Source organism: Rhodococcus sp. AH-ZY2 (assembly GCF_030916465.1).
Classification (GTDB): Bacteria; Actinomycetota; Actinomycetes; order Mycobacteriales; family Mycobacteriaceae; genus Rhodococcus; species Rhodococcus ruber.
On the sequence record NZ_CP126458.1, the window covers coordinates 5,525,095 to 5,548,717 of the forward strand.

Annotated in this window: 22 protein-coding genes; 7 read left to right on the forward strand and 15 right to left on the reverse strand. The window is 69.8% G+C overall.

The window, feature by feature from the left end:
• Window positions 1-126: 126 nt before the first annotated feature.
• The gene (locus tag QNA09_RS26435) at window positions 127-267 is read right to left on the reverse strand and encodes a hypothetical protein (RefSeq protein ID WP_017681531.1); all 141 of its coding nucleotides are present in this window, start codon (window positions 265-267) and stop codon (window positions 127-129) included.
• 209 nt (window positions 268-476) lie between these two features.
• The gene (locus QNA09_RS26440; protein ID WP_099528127.1) at window positions 477-710 is read right to left on the reverse strand and encodes a hypothetical protein; all 234 of its coding nucleotides are present in this window, start codon (window positions 708-710) and stop codon (window positions 477-479) included.
• 255 nt (window positions 711-965) lie between these two features.
• Between QNA09_RS26440 and QNA09_RS26445 the strand changes: the two genes are divergently transcribed.
• Complete coding sequence (locus tag QNA09_RS26445; protein ID WP_010594950.1) at window positions 966-1,691, forward strand: ANTAR domain-containing protein; 726 nt, start codon at window positions 966-968, stop codon at window positions 1,689-1,691.
• A 180-nt stretch (window positions 1,692-1,871) separates the two neighbouring features.
• Here QNA09_RS26445 and QNA09_RS26450 read toward each other — a convergent pair whose 3' ends face one another.
• Together QNA09_RS26450 and QNA09_RS26455 are read right to left on the reverse strand one after the other, a co-directional pair.
• Entirely contained in the window at window positions 1,872-2,579 is a 708-nt protein-coding gene (locus QNA09_RS26450) for a type 1 glutamine amidotransferase (RefSeq protein WP_010594951.1), read from the reverse strand.
• Entirely contained in the window at window positions 2,572-3,825 is a 1,254-nt protein-coding gene (locus QNA09_RS26455) for a Mur ligase family protein (RefSeq protein WP_010594952.1), read from the reverse strand. The genes QNA09_RS26450 and QNA09_RS26455 overlap by 8 nt, the downstream gene beginning before the upstream one ends.
• A gap of 156 nt (window positions 3,826-3,981) precedes the next feature.
• Here QNA09_RS26455 and QNA09_RS26460 point away from each other — a divergent pair, with 156 nt between their 5' ends.
• Both QNA09_RS26460 and QNA09_RS26465 read left to right on the forward strand, forming a co-directional pair.
• The gene (locus tag QNA09_RS26460; protein WP_048773682.1) at window positions 3,982-5,349 is read left to right on the forward strand and encodes a TrkA family potassium uptake protein; all 1,368 of its coding nucleotides are present in this window, start codon (window positions 3,982-3,984) and stop codon (window positions 5,347-5,349) included.
• Window positions 5,350-5,417: 68 nt separating this feature from the next.
• Window positions 5,418-5,954 (forward strand): DUF488 family protein, encoded by a 537-nt coding sequence (locus tag QNA09_RS26465; RefSeq protein ID WP_026138029.1) that lies wholly within the window; start codon window positions 5,418-5,420, stop codon window positions 5,952-5,954.
• Here the strand turns inward: QNA09_RS26465 and QNA09_RS26470 are convergent.
• From QNA09_RS26470 to leuA, 3 genes are all read right to left on the reverse strand, one after another.
• Entirely contained in the window at window positions 5,951-6,733 is a 783-nt protein-coding gene (locus QNA09_RS26470) for a crotonase/enoyl-CoA hydratase family protein (protein WP_308072164.1), read from the reverse strand. The two genes, QNA09_RS26465 and QNA09_RS26470, sit on opposite strands and share 4 nt — an antisense overlap.
• 151 nt (window positions 6,734-6,884) lie before the next feature.
• On the reverse strand, window positions 6,885-7,259 hold the full coding sequence (locus tag QNA09_RS26475; RefSeq protein ID WP_010594957.1) for an SHOCT domain-containing protein: 375 nt from the start codon (window positions 7,257-7,259) through the stop codon (window positions 6,885-6,887).
• Between the two features lie 132 nt (window positions 7,260-7,391).
• Window positions 7,392-9,200, reverse strand: coding sequence for a 2-isopropylmalate synthase (gene leuA / locus QNA09_RS26480; RefSeq protein ID WP_040273612.1), 1,809 nt, complete (start codon window positions 9,198-9,200; stop codon window positions 7,392-7,394).
• Between the two features lie 366 nt (window positions 9,201-9,566).
• Here leuA and QNA09_RS26485 point away from each other — a divergent pair, with 366 nt between their 5' ends.
• From QNA09_RS26485 to QNA09_RS26495, 3 genes are all read left to right on the forward strand, one after another.
• Window positions 9,567-10,784: a DUF4185 domain-containing protein gene (locus QNA09_RS26485; RefSeq protein WP_010594959.1), complete on the forward strand. Its 1,218-nt coding sequence runs from the start codon at window positions 9,567-9,569 to the stop codon at window positions 10,782-10,784.
• Window positions 10,785-11,051: 267 nt separating this feature from the next.
• The gene (locus QNA09_RS26490; RefSeq protein WP_003935350.1) at window positions 11,052-12,317 is read left to right on the forward strand and encodes an aspartate kinase; all 1,266 of its coding nucleotides are present in this window, start codon (window positions 11,052-11,054) and stop codon (window positions 12,315-12,317) included.
• Between the two features lie 3 nt (window positions 12,318-12,320).
• Complete coding sequence (locus tag QNA09_RS26495; protein WP_248957450.1) at window positions 12,321-13,352, forward strand: aspartate-semialdehyde dehydrogenase; 1,032 nt, start codon at window positions 12,321-12,323, stop codon at window positions 13,350-13,352.
• A 122-nt stretch (window positions 13,353-13,474) separates the two neighbouring features.
• On the opposite strand, the gene QNA09_RS26500 is transcribed toward QNA09_RS26495, so the two are convergent.
• From QNA09_RS26500 to QNA09_RS26515, 4 genes are read right to left on the reverse strand one after another with little or no spacing between them, the layout of a single operon-like run.
• Window positions 13,475-13,621, reverse strand: coding sequence for a hypothetical protein (locus QNA09_RS26500; RefSeq protein WP_156525141.1), 147 nt, complete (start codon window positions 13,619-13,621; stop codon window positions 13,475-13,477).
• The gene (locus QNA09_RS26505; RefSeq protein ID WP_017681845.1) at window positions 13,618-13,917 is read right to left on the reverse strand and encodes a hypothetical protein; all 300 of its coding nucleotides are present in this window, start codon (window positions 13,915-13,917) and stop codon (window positions 13,618-13,620) included. The genes QNA09_RS26500 and QNA09_RS26505 overlap by 4 nt, the downstream gene beginning before the upstream one ends.
• A 23-nt stretch (window positions 13,918-13,940) precedes the next feature.
• The gene (locus tag QNA09_RS26510; RefSeq protein ID WP_203011376.1) at window positions 13,941-15,095 is read right to left on the reverse strand and encodes a dihydrolipoamide acetyltransferase family protein; all 1,155 of its coding nucleotides are present in this window, start codon (window positions 15,093-15,095) and stop codon (window positions 13,941-13,943) included.
• A gap of 42 nt (window positions 15,096-15,137) precedes the next feature.
• Window positions 15,138-17,489: a transketolase C-terminal domain-containing protein gene (locus tag QNA09_RS26515; RefSeq protein WP_017681847.1), complete on the reverse strand. Its 2,352-nt coding sequence runs from the start codon at window positions 17,487-17,489 to the stop codon at window positions 15,138-15,140.
• A 265-nt stretch (window positions 17,490-17,754) separates the two neighbouring features.
• Here QNA09_RS26515 and QNA09_RS26520 point away from each other — a divergent pair, with 265 nt between their 5' ends.
• Window positions 17,755-18,231, forward strand: coding sequence for an Lrp/AsnC family transcriptional regulator (locus QNA09_RS26520; RefSeq protein WP_026138030.1), 477 nt, complete (start codon window positions 17,755-17,757; stop codon window positions 18,229-18,231).
• An 11-nt stretch (window positions 18,232-18,242) separates the two neighbouring features.
• Here QNA09_RS26520 and QNA09_RS26525 read toward each other — a convergent pair whose 3' ends face one another.
• The 4 genes from QNA09_RS26525 to QNA09_RS26540 form a co-directional block, all read right to left on the reverse strand.
• Window positions 18,243-18,869, reverse strand: a complete 627-nt coding sequence (locus tag QNA09_RS26525; protein ID WP_017681849.1) for a malonic semialdehyde reductase — start codon at window positions 18,867-18,869, stop codon at window positions 18,243-18,245.
• A gap of 8 nt (window positions 18,870-18,877) precedes the next feature.
• A complete protein-coding gene (locus tag QNA09_RS26530) occupies window positions 18,878-20,866 on the reverse strand; it encodes an acetoacetate--CoA ligase (protein WP_059175036.1) in 1,989 nt (662 codons plus the stop codon).
• Between the two features lie 96 nt (window positions 20,867-20,962).
• Window positions 20,963-22,729, reverse strand: coding sequence for an FAD-dependent monooxygenase (locus QNA09_RS26535; protein WP_064065594.1), 1,767 nt, complete (start codon window positions 22,727-22,729; stop codon window positions 20,963-20,965).
• Window positions 22,722-23,612 carry a fumarylacetoacetate hydrolase family protein gene (locus QNA09_RS26540; RefSeq protein ID WP_248957452.1) on the reverse strand — a complete coding sequence of 297 codons (891 nt, stop codon included), beginning with the start codon at window positions 23,610-23,612 and terminating at the stop codon, window positions 22,722-22,724. The genes QNA09_RS26535 and QNA09_RS26540 overlap by 8 nt, the downstream gene beginning before the upstream one ends.
• Window positions 23,613-23,623 lie beyond the last annotated feature (11 nt).

Here is a 23,623-nt window from a genome sequence, read left to right on the forward strand (position 1 = left end):
CCTACCGGGATGTTGCCGATCCTGCCCGGACCGTGGCACCGGGCCCGCGTCGTGCTTCGCGGGCCGGGCCGTCCGGGGATGAGAAGACCCGTCCGGAAGGGAGTCTTCCGGACGGGCGGTCTCGCGTCAGTACCTGGGCGGGCGGACCAGGTCGTCGGACACGTGCGGATGCGCGGAATCCGATCGCACCAGGTAGGCCTCGAGGGCTGCGGTGCCGCCCAGTGCGGCACCGAGCAGCAGCAGTAGCTCGACCACGTTCGCGTTCATATCGGTTTCTCCTCTCGACGTGCGGCCCGATCGTCAGTCGGCCGTCGGGCGCTCCTGCTGGTCGCGGTCCGCGAACATGGCCTCGATGCGGGCCTTGATCTCCTCGGTGCTCATGGAGCGACGGGGCGCGGCGACAGCGGAGGTGTGCATGTGTGGTGGTGTTCCTGTCTGTGATGTCGGGATGATCGGGGCTCGGTCGACCGGGACGGTCAGTTCGTCCGGAGGAAGGACACGAGACCCGTGACGGTGGTGGTCGCACCGACCGCGGTCAGGCCGGTGACCATGAGGGCTGCGGCGCCGACGGAGACGGCGGCGCCGAGCGTGTGCCCGAGAGCGGCGCGCCACCCCGGCGTCGACGAGCCGGTGTGGGACACGAGCACCATCGGGGCGCTCCGGACGTCCTCGTAGCGTGAGGTGTGGTGGCGCGTTGCCGTGCCTGTCATATTCGGTTTATCCCCCTGCAAGCAATTCGTGACTTGGTTCACAAAACCAATGCCGATGTGTTGTACCCCATCACAGCGGCGTGCGCTACTCGAGCGGATGTCCAACTGTGCTCAGGGGTCCGCGCGATCGCCCGCGATCCGCACGTAGGAGGCGGCTCCGCGCTCCCCGCGACGCGCCGGCCGTTCCGGCGTGTCTGGTTGAATGGCGATCCGAGCCCCGCGTCGAAAGCGCGGCGACGAGGTCGAGGAGCGCACATGCAGAACGGTCAGTCCACGGCCGATCCGGCGACGGTGTTCACCGCACTCGCCGAGATCGTCTACCGCGGCGCGGGCCCTGCGGAGACGTACACGGCGATCTGCGTGGCCGCCACGATGCTGGTGCCCGGCTGCGACCATGCCAGTCTCATGCTGCGGGAAGGTAAGGCGTACGTCACCGTCGGTGCCTCCGACGACGTCGCGCGGCACGTCGACGACCTCGAGCGCGCGACCGGCGAGGGACCGTGCCTGGACGCGATCGAGGAGGACGCCGCTCAGATCGAGCCGGACCTGAACGTCTCCGAGCAGTGGCCGCATCTGGCTCCCGGCATCGTGACGCAGACGCCCGTGCGTGGAGCGATGGGGTTCCGCCTGCGAGTCGACGACCGCAAGGTCGGGTCGCTGAACCTGTTCTCCGATACGGCGGGGGCCTTCGACCTCGCGGCCGCCACCCACGCCAGCGTCCTGGCCGCCTTCGCGGCCGTTGCCGTCGCCGCCACGTCCCGGGGCGAGGACATTGCCTCACTGCGCAACGGCATCGAGAGCAACCGGGAGATCGGCAAAGCGGTCGGTCTTCTCATGGCACTGAACAAGATCTCCGACGATCAGGCGTTCGAGCTGCTCCGCCGGACGTCGCAGCAGGTCAACGTCAAGGTGGCGGAACTGGCCCGCACCGTCGTCGACCAGCATCGCCGCGAGACGCGCGAGATGAAGGGACGCCGTTGAGTTCCCGCCCTTGCATTCGGGGTGTGATGCAGATAACATCGGTAGTGCGAATCGAGCAGACGTCCGAGGACGACAGAGGCTCGTGAAGCAGAGATCCGGCCCGGTGAACGCGAAAGCGATTTCCCGGGCCGAACCCCTGTCCGGGGTGTTCGCGGACGCGGGGTGTTCACGGACGGCGGGTCAGGCCAGCCGCTCACGCCGCAACTGCTCGACCTCCGGCAGATCCAGCGGCGGCAGCGAGTCCACGCCGAGCGCGCGTGCCAGCAGCAGATCCGCCAGTTCGGGGTTGCGGGCCAGGACCGGTCCGTGCATGTAGGTGCCGATCACCGAACCCTGCACGGCGCCCTCGACGCCGTCGCCCACGCCGTTGCCGACACCCCGGGTGACCCGGCCCAGGGCACGAGCCTCCGGCCCCAGAGTCGTTCCGCCGCGGTGGTTCTCGAAGCCGGTCAACGGCAGGTGCAGCCCCTCGACGAGGGGAGTGGTCACGACCTCGCCGATGGCACGGGTCTGCTGCGGAGCGGTGGTCACGTCGAGCAGGCCGACGCCGTCGACGCGCTCGCCCGCCGACGTCTGGTACCAGTTGCCGAGCACCTGGATCGCCGCGCAGATCGCCAGGACCGGAGCCCCCCGTCCGGCCGCCCGTTGCAGTCCCGGATGTCGCTGCAGGTGTCGCGTGGCGAGGCGTTGCGCCGAGTCCTCGGCCCCGCCGAGGGTGTAGAGATCCAGGGAGTCGGGCACCGGGTCGGTCAGGTTGATCGACACGACCTCGGCATCGTGGCCGCGCATCCGCAGGCGCTGCCGCAGGACCAGCGCATTGCCGCCGTCGCCGTAGGTGCCCATCACGTCGGGCAGCACGAGCCCGATCCGCACGGTGGACTCAGACATGCGCGGCTCCCTTCGCCAGGGCGGTGTTCAGATCCCGGAACGCGGTGTAGTTGGCCAGGACCTCGACCCGTCCGGGCGGGCACGACGCGATGGCCCGGACCGGATCCGCCACCAGCGTGTGCTCGACCCCGGCGTAGGTCAGCCGCACGGCCAGGTCGGTACCGCGTTCGCCGGAGGCCACCACCTGCACGCCCTCGAAGTGCTCGAACCGCACGTCCCACAGCCACGACAGGTCCTCCCCGTCGGGCACCTGCCCGTTGACCGCGATGACCAGACCGTCGACCGTCGGGTCGATCATCGACAGGGCTTCCTGCCATCCGGCCGGATTCTTCGCCAGCAGCATGTGCACCGAATGCGGACCCACCTGCACGGTCTTGTACCGGCCGGCGACCTCCTCGACGACACCCGCGGCGGCGACGGCCGCGGCCGGATCCGCGCCGAGGGCGACCGCCGCGGCCACCGCCTGCGCGGCGTTGCCGCGGTTGGCGCGCCCCGGCAGGGTCAGCGTCATCGGCAGCACCAGCCCGTCCGGGCCGTAGAGATTGTCGTCGTCGACCCACCAATCCGGTTCGGGCCGTGCGAAATCCGATCCCGTGCTGCGCCAGTGCCCGTCCTCCCACAGGATCGGCTCGCCGGTGCGGGGGCAGCTGACCGAGTCGCCCGACCAGCCGGCGCCCGCCGCCACCCACACCACGTTCGGATGGTCGTAGGCGACGGAGGTGACGAGCACGTCGTCGCAGTTCGCGACGACCACCGCGTCCGGGTGCCGTTCGAGACCGGCCCGCAGCTTGCGTTCGATCATGTTGATCTCGCCCACCCGGTCCAGCTGGTCGCGGCTCAGATTGAGCAGCACGATCGCTTCGGGGTCGAGGGCGTCGGCGACGTGCGGGGTGTGCAACTCGTCGACCTCGATCGCCGCGAGCGGCGCCTCCTGATTGGCGACCAGCGCGGCGACGATGCCGGCGTCCATGTTCGCCCCGTCGGCCTGGGTGGCGACGGAGTCCATCGTCTCCAGCGCCGCCGCCGTCATCCGGGTGGTGGTGGACTTGCCGTTGGTGCCGGTCACCAGGACGGTGCGTCGTCCGCGCCCGAGCTGCTCCATCAGCCGCGGATCGATCTTCAGCGCGACGAGACCGCCGATCATCGAGCCCTTGCCGCGCCCGGCCTTCTGCGAGGCCCACGAGGCGGCCTTCGCCGCGCGCAGCGCCAGCCGCCCGCGCCCGGTGATTCGAGTGCTTGTACCCACGTCGCGAGTTTTCCACAGCGGCGCCGGCGTCGCCGCAGCGCCGCCGTGTCCGCGCCGTCACACGCCGCTGCGCCGGGGCGAATCGCTCACAGCATCCGCGGTGCCGGATGCATCCGCGCAGGTGGCGTGGTCCCCTGGGGCGGGGAGGTGGTCGCCGTGGCGGATGCGGACACAACCAGCGGGAACACCGGGACGTACGTCGTGGTGGGCGACACCACGGTCGCGCGCCGGGTCTGCGCCTCGCTCGTCGTCCTGGGCTGCACCGTGCGGCATGCGCCCCGGCCCGACGACGACGAGCTGCGGGCCCTACTGGACCGGCCGCCGGTCGCCGGGATCGCGGTGCTCCTGCAGGACGACGTGGTGGCGCTGCGGTACGCGCTCGCCGCGGCGCACCTGCAGCCGGACGCCCCGATGGTCGCGACGATCTTCGACCGCACGATCGGCGATCAGCTCGCCCGGTTCCTGCCGCAGTGCGACGTGACGTCGCCGGCGGACCTGGCCGTGGCGTCCCTGGCCGGGCCGTGCGTGGCACCCGACCTGCTGGCGGTGACCTCCACCCGCGGACCGCGCGGCATCCGCGCGGCCGGTGACGTGCTCGACGAGGTGCCCGTCGCGGTGCCGCGCCGCATGGCGTGGCAGCGGTGGGCCGGGCAACTCACCGCGGTGCTGCGCACCCACGAGACCGGCACCCGCATCCTGCTCGCCGGGCTGCTCGGGCTGGCTGCGGTGCTGTTCGGCGACTGGGCCTGGCTGACCTTCGGGGAGGGCAAGGGAACGATCGACGCGTTCCACGAGGCGGTCCGCGTGGTCACCACGGTCGGACCGGCGGCCGACCCGCACGGCAACGAGGCATACGCCGCGATCGCGTCCACCGCGATGCTGGCGACGATCGTGTTCACTGCCATGTTCACCGCCGGGGTGGTGGACCGGCTGCTGGGTCCGCGCCTGACCGCGCTGCTCGGCCCGCGATCGCTGCCCCGCTCCGGGCACGTGATCGTCGTGGGCCTCGGGCAGGTGGGTCTGCGGCTGTGCCGGGAGCTGCGGGACCTCGGCATCCCGGTGGTGGGTGTCGAGCGGGACACGAATGCGCGCAACCTGCGACTGGTGCGCGACCTGAATATCCCCGCCGTGGTCGGCGACGGCGGCGACCGCCGGCTGCTCGAGCGGGTCGGGGTCCATCGGGCGGTCGCGCTCGCCGCGGTGGGGTCCGACGACCGGGACAACGTCGCGGTCTCGCTCGCCGTCCAGGGCATCGCACCGGGCCTGCGGCTGGTCTTGCGCGCCGGGGAACGCGAGGTGCTCGCCGAGACGGGCTCGCTGCTGCCGCTGGGCGTGATCCGCGACGTGACGAGCCTGAGCGCGACGTACGTGCTCGCGCGTCTGCTCGGTCGCGAGCCGCTGGGGGTGGTCGCCGGTGCGGTGCATGTGCACCTGCGCCTTCCGGACGGCCGGTTCGAGGAACTGCCGATCGCGTCGCCGGGGGGCTGCCGGCACGCGCCGGTCGCGGGCGCGGGCATGCGGTAGCCGCCGGTGGGTATGCCGGAGGGGCAGGTATGCCGGAGGGAACCCGACCCGAGGGAGGAATCGTCGCGATGCTGCTCTCCGTGGGGCACGGACGGCTCGACCGGACGCAACTGGCCGAGCTGCTGCATTCCGCCGGCGTCGAGTCGCTGGTCGACGTCCGGCGTTTCCCGGGCAGCCGGCGCAACCCGGACCTGTCGAGCGACGCGATGACGCAATGGCTGGCCGATGCCGGCATCGGCTACCGGCTCGAGCGGCGACTCGGCGGCCGGCGACGGCTCCCCGCCGGGACGACGCCCGAGGACTCGTGGTGGCGGGTCGAGCAGTTCGCCGCCTACGCCGCCCACACCCGCACCGAGGAGTTCGCCGACGCGCTCGACGGGCTGCTCGAGGAGTCCGCGCGGCGCCGGACCGCGATGATGTGCAGCGAGAGCGTGTGGTGGCGATGCCACCGCCGCCTCGTCGCCGACGTCGTCGTGCTGCGGTTCGGCCACGACGTCGAGCACCTCATGCACGACGGCCGTCTACTGGCGCACGAGGCGGCGCCGGGTGCCCGCATGCGGGCGGACGGGCACGTGGTGTGGGACGGCGGGGATGTGGACGGCTAGGTGCCGGGCTCACCGAAACTGCCGTGCCGCCCGGCACCGCCGGCGAACCGGGACGCGCCCTCGAGCGTGTCGTGCGCCAGGGAGACCGCGCCGTGCCGGAACTCGTTGAGCAACGCCTGGTCCTCGTCGAGCCCGTGCTGCTCGAGCAGCGAGAGGCGGTCCCGGCGCAGACAGGTCTGCGGGAAGGCGGCGATCTCGGCGGCGAGGGCGCGGGCCGCGGTGAGTGCCTGACCGGCGGGAACGAGCCGGTTGACCAGCCCGATGCTCAGCGCCTCGCCGGCGTCGACGGGACGGCCGGTCAGGACGAGATCCATCGCGCGGCTCTCGCCGATGAGCCGCGGCAGCCGCACCATGCCGCCGTCGATCAGCGGCACGCCCCAGCGGCGGCAGAACACGCCCAGGACCGCCCCCTCCTCGGCGACGCGCAGATCGGCCCACAGGGCCAGTTCGAGCCCGCCGGCGACGGCGTGCCCCGAGATCGCGGCGACGACGGGTTTGGACAGCCGCATCCGCGACACGCCCATCGGCCCGTCCCCGTCCGGGGCGACCCGGTTCGGGTGTCCCTCGCTGATCGCCTTCAGGTCGGCGCCGGCGCAGAAGGTGCCGCCGGTGCCGTGCAGCACGGCGACCGCCGCGCCGTCGTCGGCGTCGAAGGCGCGGAAGGCGGCGGCCAGCGCCTCGGCCGTCGCCCGATCGACGGCGTTGCGGACCCCCGGACGGTTGATCCCGATCGTCGTGACCGGGCCGTCGCGGTCGACCAGCACCGGATCCGGTGTCATCTGATGTGCGGCGCGGATACTCCCTCGTTCACGAGGGAGAGGAAGCGCCGTCCTCCCTCCGGGTGGTGGTGCGGTTGCGGTCTGAGCCGGGAATCTCCTGCCTTCAGGAAGGAGAGGCGTTAACGTTCTCGTTCCGGCAGGCAGCAGATGGTCAGGACAGCGCCTTGGCCTTGAGAGCCTGGTACTCGGCTTCGGTGATGGTGCCCGCGTCGAGCAGCGCCTTGGCGTCGGCGATGTGCTCGGCGGGGGACTTGCCGGCGACCTCGCGGATGTAGCTGTCCTGGGCCTGCTTGACCTGGGCGTATTCCCGTGCGGACCGCTCGGCCATGCCCTTGCCGTTGACGATCAGGTAGATCAGGGCGGTGAGGAACGGCAGGAAGATCAGGAAGACGATCCAGATCGCCTTGATCCAGCCGGACTGCTGGTGGTTGCGGAACAGGTCGCCGATGATCGAGAAGAGCACCATCAGGTACGCGATGAACGCGAAGCTGATGATGATGAACCAGATGATGTCCCAGAAATCCATGTGACGCTCCCTTTCGTGGGGCACGCGCGAGGTGGGAAAACGCGGAATGCGGCGGCACTCCCCGGGGAAGAGTACCGCCGCATTCGTCCGAATTCCTGCCGAATCGACCGGCGTTCGCGGGACCCGGAGGGCTCAGTGCGCCCGGTTCACCGCCGACACCACCGCGCGCAGCGAGGCCGTCGTGATGGACGGTGCGATGCCGGCGCCCCAGACCAGGGCCGTGACGCCGTCGGGCCGGGTCACGTCCGCTTCGACGTACGCGGCGGCGAGGGCGTCGTCGCCGGCCGACATGGCATGCTCGGCGTAGCCGCGGACGGCCACCTGGTAGCCCAGGGATTCCAGGGCGTCGACGAAGGCCGCGAGCGGACCGTTGCCGGACCCGGTGATCTCCTGTTCCTTGCCGTGGTACTTCACGACCGCGGTGACGGTGTCGGTGCCGTCGTCGGTCTCGGCCGCCGTGACCTTCTGCCGCATCCGCTCGAGCGGAGTGGTCGGAGCCAGGTACTCCTCGTGGAAGATGTCCCACATCTCCTTGGGGCTGACCTCGCCGCCCTCACCGTCGGTGACGCGCTGTACCGCCTGCGAGAACTCGATCTGCAGCCGTCGCGGCAGGTTCAGGCCGTGGTCGTGCTTCATGATGTACGCCACGCCGCCCTTGCCGGACTGCGAGTTGACCCGGATCACGGCCTCGTAGCTGCGGCCCACGTCCTTCGGGTCGATGGGCAGATACGGCACCGCCCAGGTCAGGTCGTCGACGTCGGTGCCCGCGGCATCGGCGTCGGCCTTCATCATGTCCATGCCCTTGTTGATGGCGTCCTGGTGGCTGCCGGAGAAGGCGGTGTAGACCAGGTCACCGCCGTAGGGGTGCCGCTCGGGCACGGGCAGCTGGTTGCAGTACTCGACGGTGCGGCGGATCTCGTCGATGTCGGAGAAGTCGATCTGCGGATCCACGCCCCGGCTGAACATGTTCAGGCCCAGGGTCACCAGGCACACGTTGCCGGTGCGCTCGCCGTTGCCGAACAGGCAGCCCTCGATGCGGTCGGCGCCGGCCTGGTAGCCCAGTTCGGCCGCCGCGACACCGGTGCCGCGGTCGTTGTGCGGATGCAGCGACAGGATGATCGAGTCGCGCTTGGCCAGGTTGCGGTGCATCCACTCGATCGAGTCGGCGTACACGTTCGGCGTGGCCATCTCGACCGTGGCCGGCAGGTTGATGATCACCGGGTTCTCGGGGGTCGCGCCCAGGGTGTCGACGACCGCGTCGCACACCTCCTTGGCATACGACAGTTCCGTGCCGGTGTACGACTCGGGGGAGTACTCCCACCGCCAGTTCGTGTCGGGGTGGTTCTTCGCCTCCTCGAGCACCAGCTCGGCCGCGTCGGTGGCGATCTTCTTGACCGTGTCCTTGTCCGCCCGGAACACCACGCGACGCTGCAGGATCGACGTCGAGTTGTAGAAGTGGACGATGGCCGAGTGGGCCCCGGCGCACGCCTCGAAGGTGCGCTTGATCAGCTCGGGGCGGGCCTGCGTCAGCACCTGGATGGTGACGTCGTCGGGAATCGCGTTGTCCTCGATGATCTCTCGGACGAAGTCGAAGTCGGTCTGGCTCGCCGACGGGAAGCCGACCTCGATCTCCTTGTAGCCCATGCGTACCAGCAGGTCGAACATGCGCCGCTTGCGGGCGGGGCTCATGGGGTCGATGAGCGCCTGGTTGCCGTCACGCAGGTCCACCGCGCACCAGGCGGGCGCCCGGTCGATGATCTTGTCCGGCCAGGTGCGGTCGGGCAGCGTGATCGGCTCGACCTCCTCGGCGAACGGCCGGTACCGGTAGGTCGGCATCGAAGAGTTCTTCTGCTTGTTCCACGCCGGCTGATCGGCGGGGGCGGGCTTGCTCGGCGGCGTGATCGTGCGCGAGCCGGAGGTGAATGCGTCGGCGGGTGACATGACGTAGCTCCAAAAAATGGGGACCGGTGAGTCCGGATGAGGATACGACCGGCGCGACAACACCCCGCGACGGGAAGCCGGTCTGGTCAGATCCCGCCGCGGCGGCCGAGGAGAAGCGCGCGCTGCATGCCAGGCAGTGTACTCGCCGGCCCCGCCGGAGCCCACCCGGAGGTGAGGGATTCCATAAACGATCTCGAAACCGATCCCGAACAGCCGGGCCCGCGCGAACGTGACCCGATCGATACGAAGGGCCCCGCCGCGGTCCGTGCCGGTCCAATACGTTGACCTCATTCGTCACATGAGAATCACCTGTCACAGAAGTCCTGCGGAAGACGCGATCCGGTCACCCGGACGGGAGGAGAGTTCATGAGCGCGGTCCGGTCGGCGACGACGTTCACCTCCGCGCTGCTGCTGGCGCTCGGCTGCGCGGTGCCGTTCGCCGCCACCGCCCACGCCGAACCCTGCGGGAATTCCGGACCCGGAAGCAGCGGCTTCGGCAGCAGCAACCCCGGTGCCGGGACACCACAGGGACCGCTCCCGACGATCACCTCCGGTCCCACCCGCACCGTCGCCTGGGTCACCGGGCCGCGCAGCCCGAACCGGACCGACACCCGGTTCTCCGTCTCGGGTACCGATCTGGGAATCATGTGGGACAACGGTGAAACCGGACCCGGCCGCCAGGTGCTCATGGCCTTCGGCGACACCTTCGGCGACTGCTCGGTCGAGGGCGACGAATGGCGCCGCAACATCCTCATGCGCAGCGCGGACACCGAGCTGTCGGACGGCATCGCCGTGCCCGAGCCCCGCCCCGGCGATCCCTCTTCCGGCGCACCGGTGCTCGCCTCCGACCCGAACTTCGCCCGGGAGATCCTCGGCAGCATCGGCATCGACGGGGTCGAGACCACCGTCGTGCCCACCGCCGCTGTCGCCGTCGGCGGCACCCAGTACATCAACTTCATGTCGGTGCGCGCCTGGGGCGAGCCCGGGGAATGGTGGACCAACGCCTCCGCCCTCGCGTACTCGACCGACAACGGTGAGACGTGGACCGTCGACCCGGCCACCGCGCGGATCAACACACCGGTGGAGGTGCCCGGCGTCCAGCAGCTGGCCGTCGGCAACGCCGGGTTCCAGCAGCACGCGTACGTCAAGCACGAGGGCTACGTCTACGACTTCGGCACGCCCAACGGCCGCTTCGGACCGGCCTACGTCTCCCGCGTGCCCGAGGCGCAGATCCGAGACCTCGGCGCCTACGAGTTCTGGACCGGCACCGGCTGGGTGCTCGGCGGAATCGATGCGGCAGTGCCCGTCGTCGACGGCCCGGTCGGCGAGATGTCGGTGCACTGGACCGGCAGCACCTTCGTCCTCCTCTACGGCAACGAGGAAGGCGGCCGGATCGAGATGCGCACGAGCGCGCGGCCGGAGGGCCCGTGGAGCGCGCCGCGCGTGCTCGTCACCAGTGCCCAGATCAGCGGCCTGTACGCGCCGTACATCCACCCGTGGTCCAGCGGCAACGACCTCTACTTCGTCGCGTCCCGCTGGAGCGACTACAACGTCATGCTGCTGCGCACGACCGTCGCGGGCTGAGCCGCTCGTCCCGAGCGGCCGTTGCCGGTCGCATCCCGCCGCGCGGACCCGCGTCCCGCCGCGCGGACCTGCAGCGTCCGCCGGCCCTCCCGCCCGCCGCTGCCGTTGCCGTCCGAGATCGCGTTCGGGCCCGGCGATTACGGTCTGCTGCCGAGGTTGCCGCCAGATGGGCGGGGCGGGTCGGGGCAGGTCGGGCCGCATCCCTTCGGGCCGCATCGGTAAGCTGGTCCCCTGGACTTGCACCCAAGACCCCGGAGGTTCGCCAGCGTGGCACTCGTCGTCCAGAAGTACGGAGGATCCTCGGTCGCGACGGCCGAACGGATCCGGCGCGTCGCTGAACGGATAGTCGAGACCAAGAAGGCGGGCAACGACGTCGTCGTGGTCGTGTCGGCGATGGGCGACACCACCGACGAGCTGCTCGACCTCGCTCAGCAGGTGTGCCCCGCCCCGCCGGCGCGTGAGATGGACATGCTCCTCACCTCCGGTGAGCGCATCTCCAACGCCCTGGTCGCGATGGCGATCCACTCGCTCGGCGCCGAGGCACGCTCGTTCACCGGCTCCCAGGCCGGCGTGATCACGACGGGCAGCCACGGCAACGCGAAGATCATCGACGTCACCCCCGGCCGCGTCCGGACCGCGCTCGACGAGGGCAGCATCGTCCTCGTCGCCGGTTTCCAGGGCGTGAGCCAGGACAGCAAGGACATCACCACCCTCGGCCGCGGCGGGTCCGACACCACCGCCGTGGCCCTGGCCGCGGCGCTCGACGCCGATGTCTGCGAGATCTACACCGACGTCGACGGCGTCTTCACCGCCGACCCGCGCATCGTCAAGGACGCGCAGCGGCTCGAGAAGGTCTCGTTCGAGGAGATGCTCGAGCTCGCGGCCTGCGGCGCGAAGGTGCTCATGCTGCGCTGCGTCGAGTACGCCCGCCGCTACAACGTGCCCGTGCACGTTCGTTCGTCGTACACCACCAAGCCCGGCACCATCGTGTCCGGATCGATGGAGGACATCCCCGTGGAAGAGGCTCTGATCACCGGCGTCGCGCACGATCGCGGCGAGGCCAAGGTCACCGTCGTCGGCCTGCCCGACACTCCCGGCTACGCCGCGAAGGTGTTCCGCGCCGTCGCCGAGGCCGAGATCAACATCGACATGGTGTTGCAGAACATCTCCAAGGTGGAGACCGGCAAGACCGACATCACCTTCACCCTGCCGAAGAGCGACGGCCCACGTGCCGTGGAGTTGCTGAGCAAGCAGCAGGAGGAGATCGGCTTCACCCAGGTGCTGTTCGACGACCACATCGGCAAGGTCTCGCTCGTCGGTGCCGGAATGAAGAGCCATCCGGGCGTCACGGCGAAGTTCTGCGAGGCCCTCGCGGACGCGGGCATCAACATCGATCTCATCTCCACCTCGGAGATCCGCATCTCGGTGCTCGTCGACGACACCGAACTCGACGACGCGGTGCGCGCCCTGCACGCCGCCTTCGAACTCGGCGGCGACGAGGAAGCCGTCGTCCACGCCGGAACGGGACGGTAGATCATGACCACCATCGCAGTCGTAGGTGCCACCGGCCAGGTCGGCATCGTCATGCGCACCCTGCTCGAGGAGCGCAACTTTCCCGCCGACAAGGTGCGCTTCTTCGCCTCGGCCCGCTCGGCCGGCAAGAAGCTGCCGTTCCGCGGGGAGGAGATCGTCGTGGAGGACGCCGCGGCGACCTCCGACGAGGATCTGAAGGGCATCGACATCGCCCTGTTCTCGGCCGGTGCGACCCTCTCGCGCGCGCAGGCGCCGCGGTTCGCCGCCGCCGGCGCGGTCGTGGTCGACAACTCCTCGGCCTGGCGCAAGGATCCCGAGGTTCCCCTCGTCGTGAGCGAGGTGAACCCGCAGGAGGCGAAGAACCCGCCGAAGGGCATCATCGCCAACCCGAACTGCACCACCATGGCCGCGATGCCGGTGCTCAAGGTCCTGCACGACGAGGCCGGACTGCAGCGGCTGATCGTCTCGAGCTACCAGGCCGTATCCGGCAGCGGCATCGCCGGCGTCGACGAACTGCTCGGCCAGGCGCGCGCCGTCATCGGCGATGCCGAGAAGCTGGTGCACGACGGCAGCGCCGTCGACTTCCCGGCTCCGGACAAGTACGTCGCGCCGATCGCGTTCAACGTGCTGCCGCTCGCGGGTTCGCTCGTCGACGACGGCAGCGGCGAGACCGACGAGGACCAGAAGCTGCGCAACGAGTCCCGCAAGATCCTCGGACTGCCGGACCTGCTGGTGTCGGGTACCTGCGTGCGCGTGCCGGTGATCACCGGCCACTCGCTGTCGATCAACGCCGAGTTCGAACGCCCGCTGTCGGTGGAGCGCGCGAAGGAACTGCTCGCGAACGCCCCCGGCGTGCGCCTCGTGGACGTTCCGACACCGCTGCAGGCCGCCGGCCAGGATCCGTCGCTGGTGGGCCGGGTCCGGCAGGATCCGGGTGTGCCGGACGGCCGCGGTCTCGCGCTGTTCGTCTCGGGGGACAACCTGCGGAAGGGCGCCGCCCTCAACACCATTCAGATCGCCGAGCTGCTGGTGTAGGTTCTTCGCCCCGAGGGGGAGGTTGCCGCGACACGTCGCCGGCAACCTCCCCCTCGTCGTTCTCGGGGGACGTCGACGCATGGGCGCGGCGTTCCTCGTGCCGGTTTCGCCGGCAGAGACGATCAGGATGCGGTTGTGTCCTCCGACGAGACCGGGTCCTCCGACGAGACCGGTTCATCGGATTCGTCGAACAACGGCCGGTTCCCCTGAGCGAGCATGAGGTGGTCGTTGTGGGGTTCGGCTGCCGTGGCGGCGGTGGTCGTGTTCACGGGCGTTTCTCTACGGTCGCCTGGGACAGGCGAACCTCGGGCGGAGCGATCGGTTTGTCGAAGGCGGGGCGTGCGGGTCGCGTCGAACGGGACAGCTTCGAGACGCAGAACTGTCGTAGGAATGTACGGGTCGCGAAATCCACCTCATCCGTCGGAGTGGTGGTCACCATCGCCAGAAGACGTCGGTAGAACACCGCGGGGGTGAGCCCGAATTCGGGGAGGATGTGCTCGTCTCCTCCGCCGAAGGGGGACCACTTGGCGGCGAATGCCAGCATCGCGCGATCGTCCGGGCGCATGTGTGCTCCTTCCGGGTGGGCGATCAGGTCAGGTCGGCTGTGGTGAAGCCGTGTTCGAGGGTGTTCTTGACGGTGGTGAGGAAGCGGGCGGCGTCGGCGCCGTCGACGATGCGGTGGTCGTAGGTGATCGACAGGTAGGCCATCGAGCGCACGTCGATGCGGAGTTCACCGTCGGCTCGGGTGGGGATCAGTCGTTCGACGACGGCGCCGACACCGAGGATGCCGGTCTGGGGTTGGTTGAGGATCGGGGTGTCGAACAGGGCGCCGCGGCTGCCGGTGTTGGTGAGGGTGAAGGTGCCGCCGGTCAGTTCGTCCGGGGAGATGGTGCCGGTGCGGACCTTCTCGGCCTTGTCGGCGACGGCCCGGGCGAGTCCTTCGATGCCGAGCGTGTGGGCGTCGCGGAGGACCGGCACCATCAGCCCTTTGTCGCTGTCGACCGCCATGCCCAGGTGGCAGTGGTGGTGGTAGGTGACCTCGGTGACCGCGGTGTTCAGCGAGGCGTTGAGAACCCGGTGCTCGGCGAGCGCATGGACGGCGGCCTTGGCGAAGAACGGCAGGAACGACAGCTTGATCCCCGTTCGCCGCAGAAAGTCGTCCTTGTGGGCGGCCCGCAGCCGGGCGATCGCGGTGACGTCCACCTCGAGCACCGTGGTCAGCTGCGCGGCGGTCTGCAGCGAGTCGACCATTCGCCGGGCGATGGTGCGGCGGATGCGGGGCAGCTTCTCCACCGTCGACCCGTCTGAACCGGCGTGGTCCTGTGGCCAGGATGCATCTTGGGCAGGAATCCGAGGTGCCGGGGGCGACGGCCGCAGGGGAGGAGCCGTCGCCCCCGGAACCGGGGGCGCCGCCGCAGCCGGGGATGCCGGGTCCGCAGCGGGCGCCGGGAGGGGTGGCGCAGGGGGTGTGGGCGCCGATCCGGTGCCCGGTGCGGCGATGACGGCCAGGTCGGTGCCGACGGTGACGACGTCGTTCTCCTCGGCGAGGATCCGCTGCAGGACACCGGTGACGGGCGCGGGGATTTCGGTGTCGACCTTGTCGGTGGCGACCTCGAGCAGCGGCTCGTCGGCGGTGACGTGGTCGCCGGGTTGTTTGAGCCAGCGGGTGACGGTGCCCTCGTCGACGCCCTCGCCGAGGGCCGGCATGCGCACGGTGGTGCCGGTGAGTTGTCCGGTGGTCATGGGGGTCTCTTCTGTCTCCGGTGATGCGGGAACGGTGCCAGGTCAGGGAAGGAGGTCGAGGGCGGCGGCGACGATGCTGTCGGTGTCGATGCCGTGGTAGCGGTAGACGTCGTCGAGCCCACCGACCTGCCCGAAGCGGCTGACGCCGAGGCAGGTGCTGCGCACCCGGTTGATGCCGGCGAGGAAGGCCAGGGTGTGGGGGTGGCCGTCGAGGACGGTGACCATCGGGGTGGCGCGGTCGGCGGGGAAGAGCTGATCGAGGATCCAGCTCTCACCGCGGCCGCGGCCCTGGCGGGCCTGCCAGGCCTCGAACAGCAGTCCGGGGCTGGTGATGCACAGCACGTCGGCGCGCGCCCCGGTGGCCTCGAGCCGGTCCGCGGCGGCGAGCGCCTCGGTGAGCATCGCGCCCATCGCCACGATCGTCACCTGCGCGCCCTCGCGGCGCCGGATCGGGTAGCCGCCGGCGACGACCTGGCGGCGGCGGCGTTCGCGCGCGGCCGGGTCGGTGGGCACGGCGGCGAGGGTCTGATCGACCGGGCGGGTCGACAGCCGCAGGTACGCCGAGGTGCCGTCGGGGCGGCCGAGCCGGGCGAGGGAGGCGAGCAGGGTCCATTCGACGTCGAGGGCGAAGGCCGGTTCGTAGCTGATGCAGCCGGGTTGTTCGAGACCGATCGAGGGGGTCTTGATCGACTGGTGCGCGCCGCCCTCGGCGGCGAGGGTGACCCCGGAGGGGGTGCCGACGAGGATGGACTGTCCGCCGGCGTAGATGCCGTACGACCAGGGCTCGAGGGCGCGTTCGACGAACGGGTCGTAGAGCACCCCGATGGGCAGCAGCGGCTGGCCCCAGCGGCTCCAGGTGGCGCCGAGTTCGCCGATCAGCCCGACCAGGTTGGTTTCGGCGATGCCGAGTTCCATGTGCTGGCCGGTGGGGCGTTCGTTCCAGTGCATGATCGTCTCGGCGTCGTCGGCGAACCAGTTGTGCCGCTCGGCCGCCGACCACACCCCGACCTTGTTCACCCAGCCGCCGAGGTTGGTGGTGGAGCTGACGTCGGGGCTGACGGTGACCACCCGCCCGGCGGCCTCGGGGGCTTCGCGGGTCAGGTCCAGCAGTACCCGGCCGAGGGCGGCCTGGGTGGTGGCGGTGCCCTTGGGGGTGCGGCCGATGTCGGTGGGCAGCGTCAGGGCCGGCAGCGCCGGGACCGGGTCGCGCCGCAGCCGGTCGGCGGCGGCCCGGCACAGCTGTCCTGCCGCGGTGTCGGCCGCGAACCGGCCCCACGGGTGCTGCGGGTCCATTCCCAAACCCGAGGCCAGTTGCGTGTATTCGTCGACCGTCAGCAGCGCGGAGTGGTTCTGCGGGTGCCCTTCGGTGGGCAGACCGTAGCCCTTGATGGTGTAGGCGATGATCACCGTGGGGCGGGTGTCGTCGATCTGCCGGTACGCCTGCGACAGGGCCTGCAGATCGTGCCCGCCGAGGTTGCGGACCGCGGCGGTCAGGGTCGCATCGTCGAGGGTGGCGATCAGCTCGGCGACCTGGGCGCTGCCGACACCGTCGCCGGGCAGCCGGTCGCGGACCTCGGCCGGGGTGCAGCGCAGCAGCCGCTGGTATTCCGGATTCGGCATGTCCAGGATGCGGGTGCGCAGCGCGTCCCCGCCGGGTCGGGTGAACAGTTCTTCGAGCAGCGTGCCGAACTTGACGGTGACGACCTGCCAGCCGGCGGCGTCGAACATCTTCTCCAGGCGGCGGGCGGCGATGTTGGGCACCACCCGGTCCAGGGACTGGCGGTTCAGATCGACGATCCACACCACCTCCCCGAGGTCGGCGATACCGGGGTCGAGGATGGCCTCCCACACCGCGCCCTCGTCGAGTTCGGCGTCGCCGACCAGCGAGTACTGCCGGCCCCGGCCGGTGCCGGCGAGGTGGGTGTCGACGTAGCGGCGGGCCATCGCACCCCAGATCGGGGCGGTGGCACCGATCCCGACCGACCCGGTGGAGTAGTCGACCGTGTCCGGGTCCTTCGCCCGGCTCGGATACGACTGCAGGCCCCCGAATTCGCGCAGGGTGGTCAGGTACTTCTCGTCCAGTTCGCCGAGCAGATAGTTGATGCTGTGCAGCACCGGAGACGCGTGGGGTTTGACCGAGACCCGGTCCCCGGGACGCAGGTGCTCGAACCACAGGGCGGTCATGATCGAGACCATCGACGCGCAGGACGCCTGATGGCCACCGACTTTCAGGCCGGTGGGGTTGGGGCGGACCCGGTTGGCGTGGTGGATCATCGACGTCGACAGCCACAACACCCGCTGCCGGATCGCCTCGAGGGCGGCGAGGTCCTCGCACGCACCGACCTGGCCGGTCGGGTACGAGGTCACGGAGTCGAAGGACACGGGCTGGGACATCGGAACTCTCCTTGAAGACAACAACGCGGAACCGGGCAGGGCTACTGCATCGGGCGCCGGGGGGAGCCGGCTCGGCCGGCGACGGATGAGAAGGGGCCGAGCGGCGAAGGAATCGGGAGGCCGACCGGATCGTGTCTGGGAGGCTGCCCGACCTGCGGGGTGTGACAACAGTCCACCAGTGGGTGTCTGTTTGCGCAATACTGGAACCAAGAATTGAGCATTATGCACCCCGCCGGCGGGTGTGGACGAGAGGGAGGTGGGCACTGTGCCAAGCACACACCGAGCCGACCGGATCGACGCGCGAATCCTGACCGCCCTGTCCGACGACCCACGTGCCACCGTCCTGGCGGTGGCCAATCGAACAGGTCTGTCCCGCAACACTGTTCAAGCACGCCTGAGCAAGCTCGACGAGGCGGGGGCGCTGCGCTCGTTCGAACGCCGCGTCGACCCGGCCATCCTCGGGTATCCGCTGCAGGCGTACGTGCTCACCAACGTCACCCAGCGCAAACTCGACCGCGTCGGAGCCGCACTCGACGCGATACCCGAGGTCCTCGAAGTGCACGGCCTCAGCGGTGTCGCCGACCTGCTCGTCCACGTCGCGGCCCGGGACGCCGACGATCTGTATCGCATCGCCGGGGACATCTTGAACATCAAGGGCGTCAAACGCACCACCACGGCCCTGGTGATGCGCGAAATGGTGGACTACCGGGTGCGGCCACTGCTCGACACCCTCGCGGAGTAAGCAATCCACGATCACTCCCAGCGCAGGCACTCGCTGTGCTCGAGCCGCGGAAGCCGCTCGAACCAAGGGTTCTCACCGGGGTGTCCGATGTTGACGACCAGCAGCGACCGCCACTGCCCGTCGGGGAAGAAGTCCGCATCGAGGGCGGCGGCGTCGAAGCCGCTCATCGGCCCGGCCGCGAGACCGCGAGCCCGCACGGCGAGGATGAAGTAGCCGGCCTGTAGCGCCGCGTTCAGCTGGGCGGTGGCCGACCGGACTGCCTCGTTCGATTCGTAGAGCTGCCCGAGTTCGGGCTTGAACGGCAGCAGGGTGCCCATATGGTCGTGGAACCGGGTGTCCACGGCGAGAATCGCCGTGGCCGGAGCCGAAGCGGTCTTGGCCTTGTTGCCGTCGTTCATGTGGGTGACCAGACGATCGCGCCCGGATTCCTTGCGAACGAACACTGTTCGCAGCGGTTGCGTGTTCGCCCCCGTCGGTGCCCACCGCGCCAACTCCCAGATCTCGGTGAGCTGGTCGTCGGACACCGGGATGGGTGCGAAGGAGTTCGCGGTCCGCGCCGCGGTGAACAACGCCTCGAGTGCCCGTTCTTCGACAGGCTCGAGCCGGTGGGGTGCAGGGTTCTCTACGGTGTCGGTCACGGCAGTCCTCACTGATGTCGTGTCTGGCGAGAGCGGTGAAAGGCGTTGGCGTAGTCGATGTACCAGTCCAAGGCATCGGTATCGGCGACGGTGGCCCGGTTCAGTGCACTCTCCGGCGACGCCCCTTGGATGAGCTTCTTGATCGGCACCTCGAGGCGCTTGCCGGTGCGGGTGGTGGGTACGGCCGGGACGTCGACGATCTCGTCGGGCACGTGACGCGGTGAAACCTCGGTGCGGATGGTGGTGCGGATCTTGTCGACGAGGGCGTCGTCGAGGTCGTGACCGTCGTGGAGCACGACGAACAGGGGCATGTGGTAGCCGCCGTCGGGGAGTTCGGCGCCGATGACCAGGGCGTCGGCGATCTCGGGGAGGGCTTCGACAGCCTGGTAGATGTCGGCCGAGCCCATCCGCACACCGCCGCGGTTGATGGTCGAATCGGAGCGGCCGTGGATCCGGCAGCTGCCGTGGCCGGTGATGGTGATCCAGTCGCCGTGCCGCCACACTCCGGGGAAGGTGTCGAAGTACGCGTCGTGGTAGCGGTGACCGTCGGGGTCGTTCCAGAAGTAGATCGGCATCGACGGCATCGGCGCGGTGATGACCATCTCCCCGACCTCGTCGGTGACCGGCTCTCCGTCGGCATTCCAGGCCTCGACTGCGACACCGAGGCACGGCCCCTGCAGCTCGCCCGTGTACACCGGCTGGAGGGGATTGGCGCCGACGAACGCGGTGGCCACATCCGTCCCTCCGCTGTCGGAACCGAGGTGCACATCGGACGCGACCGCCTCGTACACCCAGGTCCAGGTGGACTCGGGCAGCGGGGAGCCGGTGCTCATGATCGACCGCAGCGAGCCGAGGTCGACGTCCGCACCCGGGGTGGCGCCGGCCTTCTCGCACAAGGTCAGGTAGGCGGCTCCGGTGCCGAAACGGGTGACGCGTTCCTTCCCGCAGATACGGAACAGGGTGTCCGGGCCGTCGGCGGTGGGGCTGCCGTCGTAGGTGACGATCGTCGCGCCGGTGACCATGGCGTCGACGAGCATGTTCCACACCACCCACGCGGTGCTGGCGGCGATGAACACCCGATCGGTGGGGCCGAGGTCGTAGTGCAGCGCGTTGGCCTTGAGGGATTCGAGCAGGATGCCGCCGTGCGAGTGCACGATGCCCTTGGGCAGTCCGGTGGTGCCGGAGCTGTAGAGAATCCACAGGGGATGGTCGAACGGCACCTGCTCGTACCGGGGCTCCGCGTCCCCGGTGATCAGCTCGGCGAAATCGAGGACACCGTCGGGAAGCGGTGTCGTGCTGTCGAGGGTGCGGACCAGGACGGTGTGCGCGACGGTGGGCAGCTGGGTCTGCAGCTCGGCGAGCAGGGCACGGCGGTCGACGGTCTTGTGGTTGAACCGGTAGCCGTCGATGCCGATGAGCACGGTCGGTTCGATCTGGGTGAACCGGTCCAGCAGTCCCTTGAGACCGAAGTCCGGGGCGCAGCACGACCACACCGCGCCGACGCTGGCCGCGGCGAGCACCGCGACCACCGTCGGCGCGATGTTCGGCAGCACCGCCGCGATCCGGTCGCCGGGACGCACCCCCATGGCGCGGAACTGTGCGGCGAGATTGGCGACCTGGGACACCAGCTGGGCCCGCCCGATCTCGGATCGGTGGCCGTTCTCGTCGAGCGAGACGATTGCCGGGCCGTCGGCGTCGATGTGCCGTAGCAGGTTCTCCGCCCAGTTCAGCCGCGCCCCGGGGAACCACTGCGCTCCGGGCATCCGAGGCTCGGCCAGGGCCACCGAGCCCGGGTTCGAGGCCGACACGTCGAAGTACTCCCAGATCGAGGACCAGAACCCGTCGAGGTCGGTGATCGACCAGTGCCACAGCGACCGGTAATCGGTGGTGCGCACGTTCTTTTCGGTGGCGAGCCAGCGCTGGTACCGCGACATCCGGCAGGCGGCGACCCGCTCGGCAGCGGGAGACCACAACAGTTCGGGCTCGGGACCGGACATCGGTGGGGGTTTCCTTTCGACTGGTCTGCCACCCCCGCGACCGACCGAGGCATGCGCTGGTGAGTGCGCGGGGTCGGTCGCCGGGACGGCGTCGATTCAGCGGGACAGGAGGGTGCCGACGGTGCGGGCGAGCTCGTCGGCAGGATCGGTGACGCGTTCGGCGCTGCGCCAGGCGACGTGGTTGTCGGGGCGGACCAGGATCGCGCCGTCTTCTGCGATCTCGCGCAGTTCGTTCCATCGGCCGGTGGGATCGGTGTAGTCGGCGCCGTCGGCGATCGTGACGACCTTGATACGGATCCCGAACTTCTTCTCGACCGTGTCGGCCGCGGTCACCCAGGCCTCGCTCTCGGCGCCGGTGACGAGCACGAAGGCGGTGTCGGTGCCGGTGAGGTCGTGGGTGGAGACCCGGCGGCCGTGGTGCTCGATCCAGGCGTGGGGAAGTCGGTGGCCGGGGCGGGTGGTGGGGAAGTACACGCTGCCCATCGGGTCCCGCGGCGGAGCGTCGCTGCCGTCGGGCACCAGGGCGCCGTCCTGGTAGGCGAAGCCGATCTCGAGGTCGTGCGCCTGGAACTCGGTGCGCTGGGTGTTGGCGACCTCGAACGCCCGCGCCCGGCGGGTTTCGCCCATCGGGGTGTCGGAGAAGAAGTCGCGGAACACCTGGGTGCGAACCTCGAGAGGCTGATCGGGGCTCAGCCCGAGGCCGGCGTCGATGACCATGTGGTTGAGGAAGGTGAACATGGCCCAGTCGACGTTGCGCATGCCCACCGGGCGCCGTTCCGGTTCGTAGGTGTCGAGCAGCGCGGGGGAGGCGTCCCCCCGCAGGACGGCGGCGAGTTTCCACACCAGGTTGTGGGCGTCCTGGATGGCGGTGTTGAGCCCGAGACCGGTGGTCGGGGGGTGCCGGTGGGCGGCGTCCCCGGCGAGGAAGATCCGGCCGACCTGGTACTTGTCGGCGAGGACCCCTTCGAGGATCCAGTGGCTGACCTTGTGCACCTTCGGTTCGAGGTCGGGCAGCTCGAGCAGTTCCCGCAGCCGGGGCACGATCGCCTCTTCGTCGAAGCGGTTGGGATCGTCCGGACGGAAGGTGAAGTGGATGACGAACTCTTCCGAATGCTTGCCCCAGGTCGGTCCCATCGCGGCCATGGCGCCGCTGTGCCACGAGCCGGCCCCTTCCGGGTTGACCAGCCAGGTGATCAGCACGTCGTCTTCCCAGTACTGCGACAGATCCGCGGTGAAATGGGTGCTGACCATGTCCAGGATCCCGGTCGGGCCTTCCAGCGTCACCCCCAGTTCGGGTCCGACGGTCTTGCCGCCGTCCGCGGCGACCAGGTACTGGGCGTGGACGGTGTAGGTCTGCTGCGTGTCCCGGTCGAGGATGACCGCATCGACGCCGTCGTCGTCCTGGGTGAACGAGACCAGTTCCCGGTGGAAGTGGATCGAGCCCGGTGCGCGCCGCTCGGCGTGCGCGCGCAGCAGCGGCTCGAGCCGCACCTGCGGGTAGTTGCTCGACAGGCACGGGCTGTCGTCGGCGTACTTGTTCTCGAGGCCCCCGCCTCCGAAGGAGTCGAGGGTGAACAGGGTGCGGCCGTCGAGTTCGCCGTCGCCGCCCAGGGAGGTCACCCAGCGGGTCTTGCCCATGTTCTTCGGCGGCGTGCCGACCTCGTAGATCGAGTCCGCGACGCCGTACTGCCGGAGCACCTCCATGGTGCGCTGGTTGAGGTAGTGCGCCTTCGGCAGCGGCGAGGTGCCGGTGTGCCGCTCGACGAGATGGTGGTCGATGCCGTGCTCGGACAGCAGGATCGAGGTGGTCAGGCCGCAGCCGCCGCCGCCGACGACGAGTACGGGAACGGTGATGTCAGACATGGTGCGTGCTCCTGGAAACCGTGGTGAGAGGGTGGGGGCGGCCGGTGGCGACGAAGCGGTGGCGCATCTCGCCGATATCCTCGGCGCAGCTGACGAGTTCGTCGTCGGTGCCGATGAGCCGTTTGGGCTCGCGGGTGAAGCCGATGCCCGCGGGGGTGCCGGTGAAGATCAGATCGCCGGGACGCAGCGGCACGATCGACGACAGGTAGGACACCAGGACCGGGATCGGGAAGATCAGATGCCGGGTGCGGGACTTCTGCATGAGTTCACCCGAGAGCACGGTGCTCACCTCGAGGTCGTCACGATCGGCGAACTCGTCGGGGGTGACCAGCACGGGGCCGATCGGCGCGAAGCCGGTGAAGGACTTGCCGAGGGCGAACTGCTGCGGCGGCGGTCCGGACAACTGCAACTTGCGTTCGGAGAGGTCCTGACCGAGGGTGAGGCCGGCGACGTGGTCCCAGCCCTGCGAGACGGGAACGTGGCGGGCTTCCTTACCGATGACCGCGACGAGTTCGACCTCGAAGTCCACCGAGCCGCCGGGGTGTTCGATGGTGTCGTACGGTCCGGTGATCGCGGCGGGGAACTTCGTGAACACGAAGGGCGCATCCGGGAGTTCGAGGCCGGATTCCTCGACGTGATCGGCGTAGTTCACGCCGACGGCGAAGATCTGGCCCGGCCGGGGAACCGGAGCGTGCAGCTCCGATTCGATCACCGAAGCAGCATCGGAGAAGTCCACTGTCCGGGCCCACGAGACGAACTCGTCCCAGCGCTCGAAGATCTGCTGGGGATCTGCGGAGAAGCGCCCGGCGCTGGCGGTTTCGACGTCGACGCCGCGTCCGTCCGCGACGAGGGTGAGCCGGCCGGATTGATTTGCCACACGCATGAGAACGAGTC

Bases quoted from the DNA above. Each gene is read 5' to 3' on its own strand.
- QNA09_RS26530 (WP_059175036.1), bottom strand. From the start codon at position 20,866: ATGTCCGGTCCCGAGCCCGAACTGTTGTGGTCTCCCGCTGCCGAGCGG.
- QNA09_RS26510 (WP_203011376.1), bottom strand. From the start codon at position 15,095: ATGACCACCGGACAACTCACCGGCACCACCGTGCGCATGCCGGCCCTC.
- QNA09_RS26515 (WP_017681847.1), bottom strand. From the start codon at position 17,489: ATGTCCCAGCCCGTGTCCTTCGACTCCGTGACCTCGTACCCGACCGGC.
- QNA09_RS26495 (WP_248957450.1), top strand. From the start codon at position 12,321: ATGACCACCATCGCAGTCGTAGGTGCCACCGGCCAGGTCGGCATCGTC.
- QNA09_RS26535 (WP_064065594.1), bottom strand. From the start codon at position 22,729: ATGTCTGACATCACCGTTCCCGTACTCGTCGTCGGCGGCGGCGGCTGC.
- leuA (WP_040273612.1), bottom strand. From the start codon at position 9,200: ATGTCACCCGCCGACGCATTCACCTCCGGCTCGCGCACGATCACGCCG.
- QNA09_RS26505 (WP_017681845.1), bottom strand. From the start codon at position 13,917: ATGCGCCCGGACGATCGCGCGATGCTGGCATTCGCCGCCAAGTGGTCC.
- QNA09_RS26440 (WP_099528127.1), bottom strand. From the start codon at position 710: ATGACAGGCACGGCAACGCGCCACCACACCTCACGCTACGAGGACGTC.
- QNA09_RS26445 (WP_010594950.1), top strand. From the start codon at position 966: ATGCAGAACGGTCAGTCCACGGCCGATCCGGCGACGGTGTTCACCGCA.
- QNA09_RS26540 (WP_248957452.1), bottom strand. From the start codon at position 23,612: ATGCGTGTGGCAAATCAATCCGGCCGGCTCACCCTCGTCGCGGACGGA.
- QNA09_RS26485 (WP_010594959.1), top strand. From the start codon at position 9,567: ATGAGCGCGGTCCGGTCGGCGACGACGTTCACCTCCGCGCTGCTGCTG.
- QNA09_RS26465 (WP_026138029.1), top strand. From the start codon at position 5,418: ATGCTGCTCTCCGTGGGGCACGGACGGCTCGACCGGACGCAACTGGCC.
- QNA09_RS26470 (WP_308072164.1), bottom strand. From the start codon at position 6,733: ATGACACCGGATCCGGTGCTGGTCGACCGCGACGGCCCGGTCACGACG.
- QNA09_RS26450 (WP_010594951.1), bottom strand. From the start codon at position 2,579: ATGTCTGAGTCCACCGTGCGGATCGGGCTCGTGCTGCCCGACGTGATG.
- QNA09_RS26475 (WP_010594957.1), bottom strand. From the start codon at position 7,259: ATGGATTTCTGGGACATCATCTGGTTCATCATCATCAGCTTCGCGTTC.
- QNA09_RS26435 (WP_017681531.1), bottom strand. From the start codon at position 267: ATGAACGCGAACGTGGTCGAGCTACTGCTGCTGCTCGGTGCCGCACTG.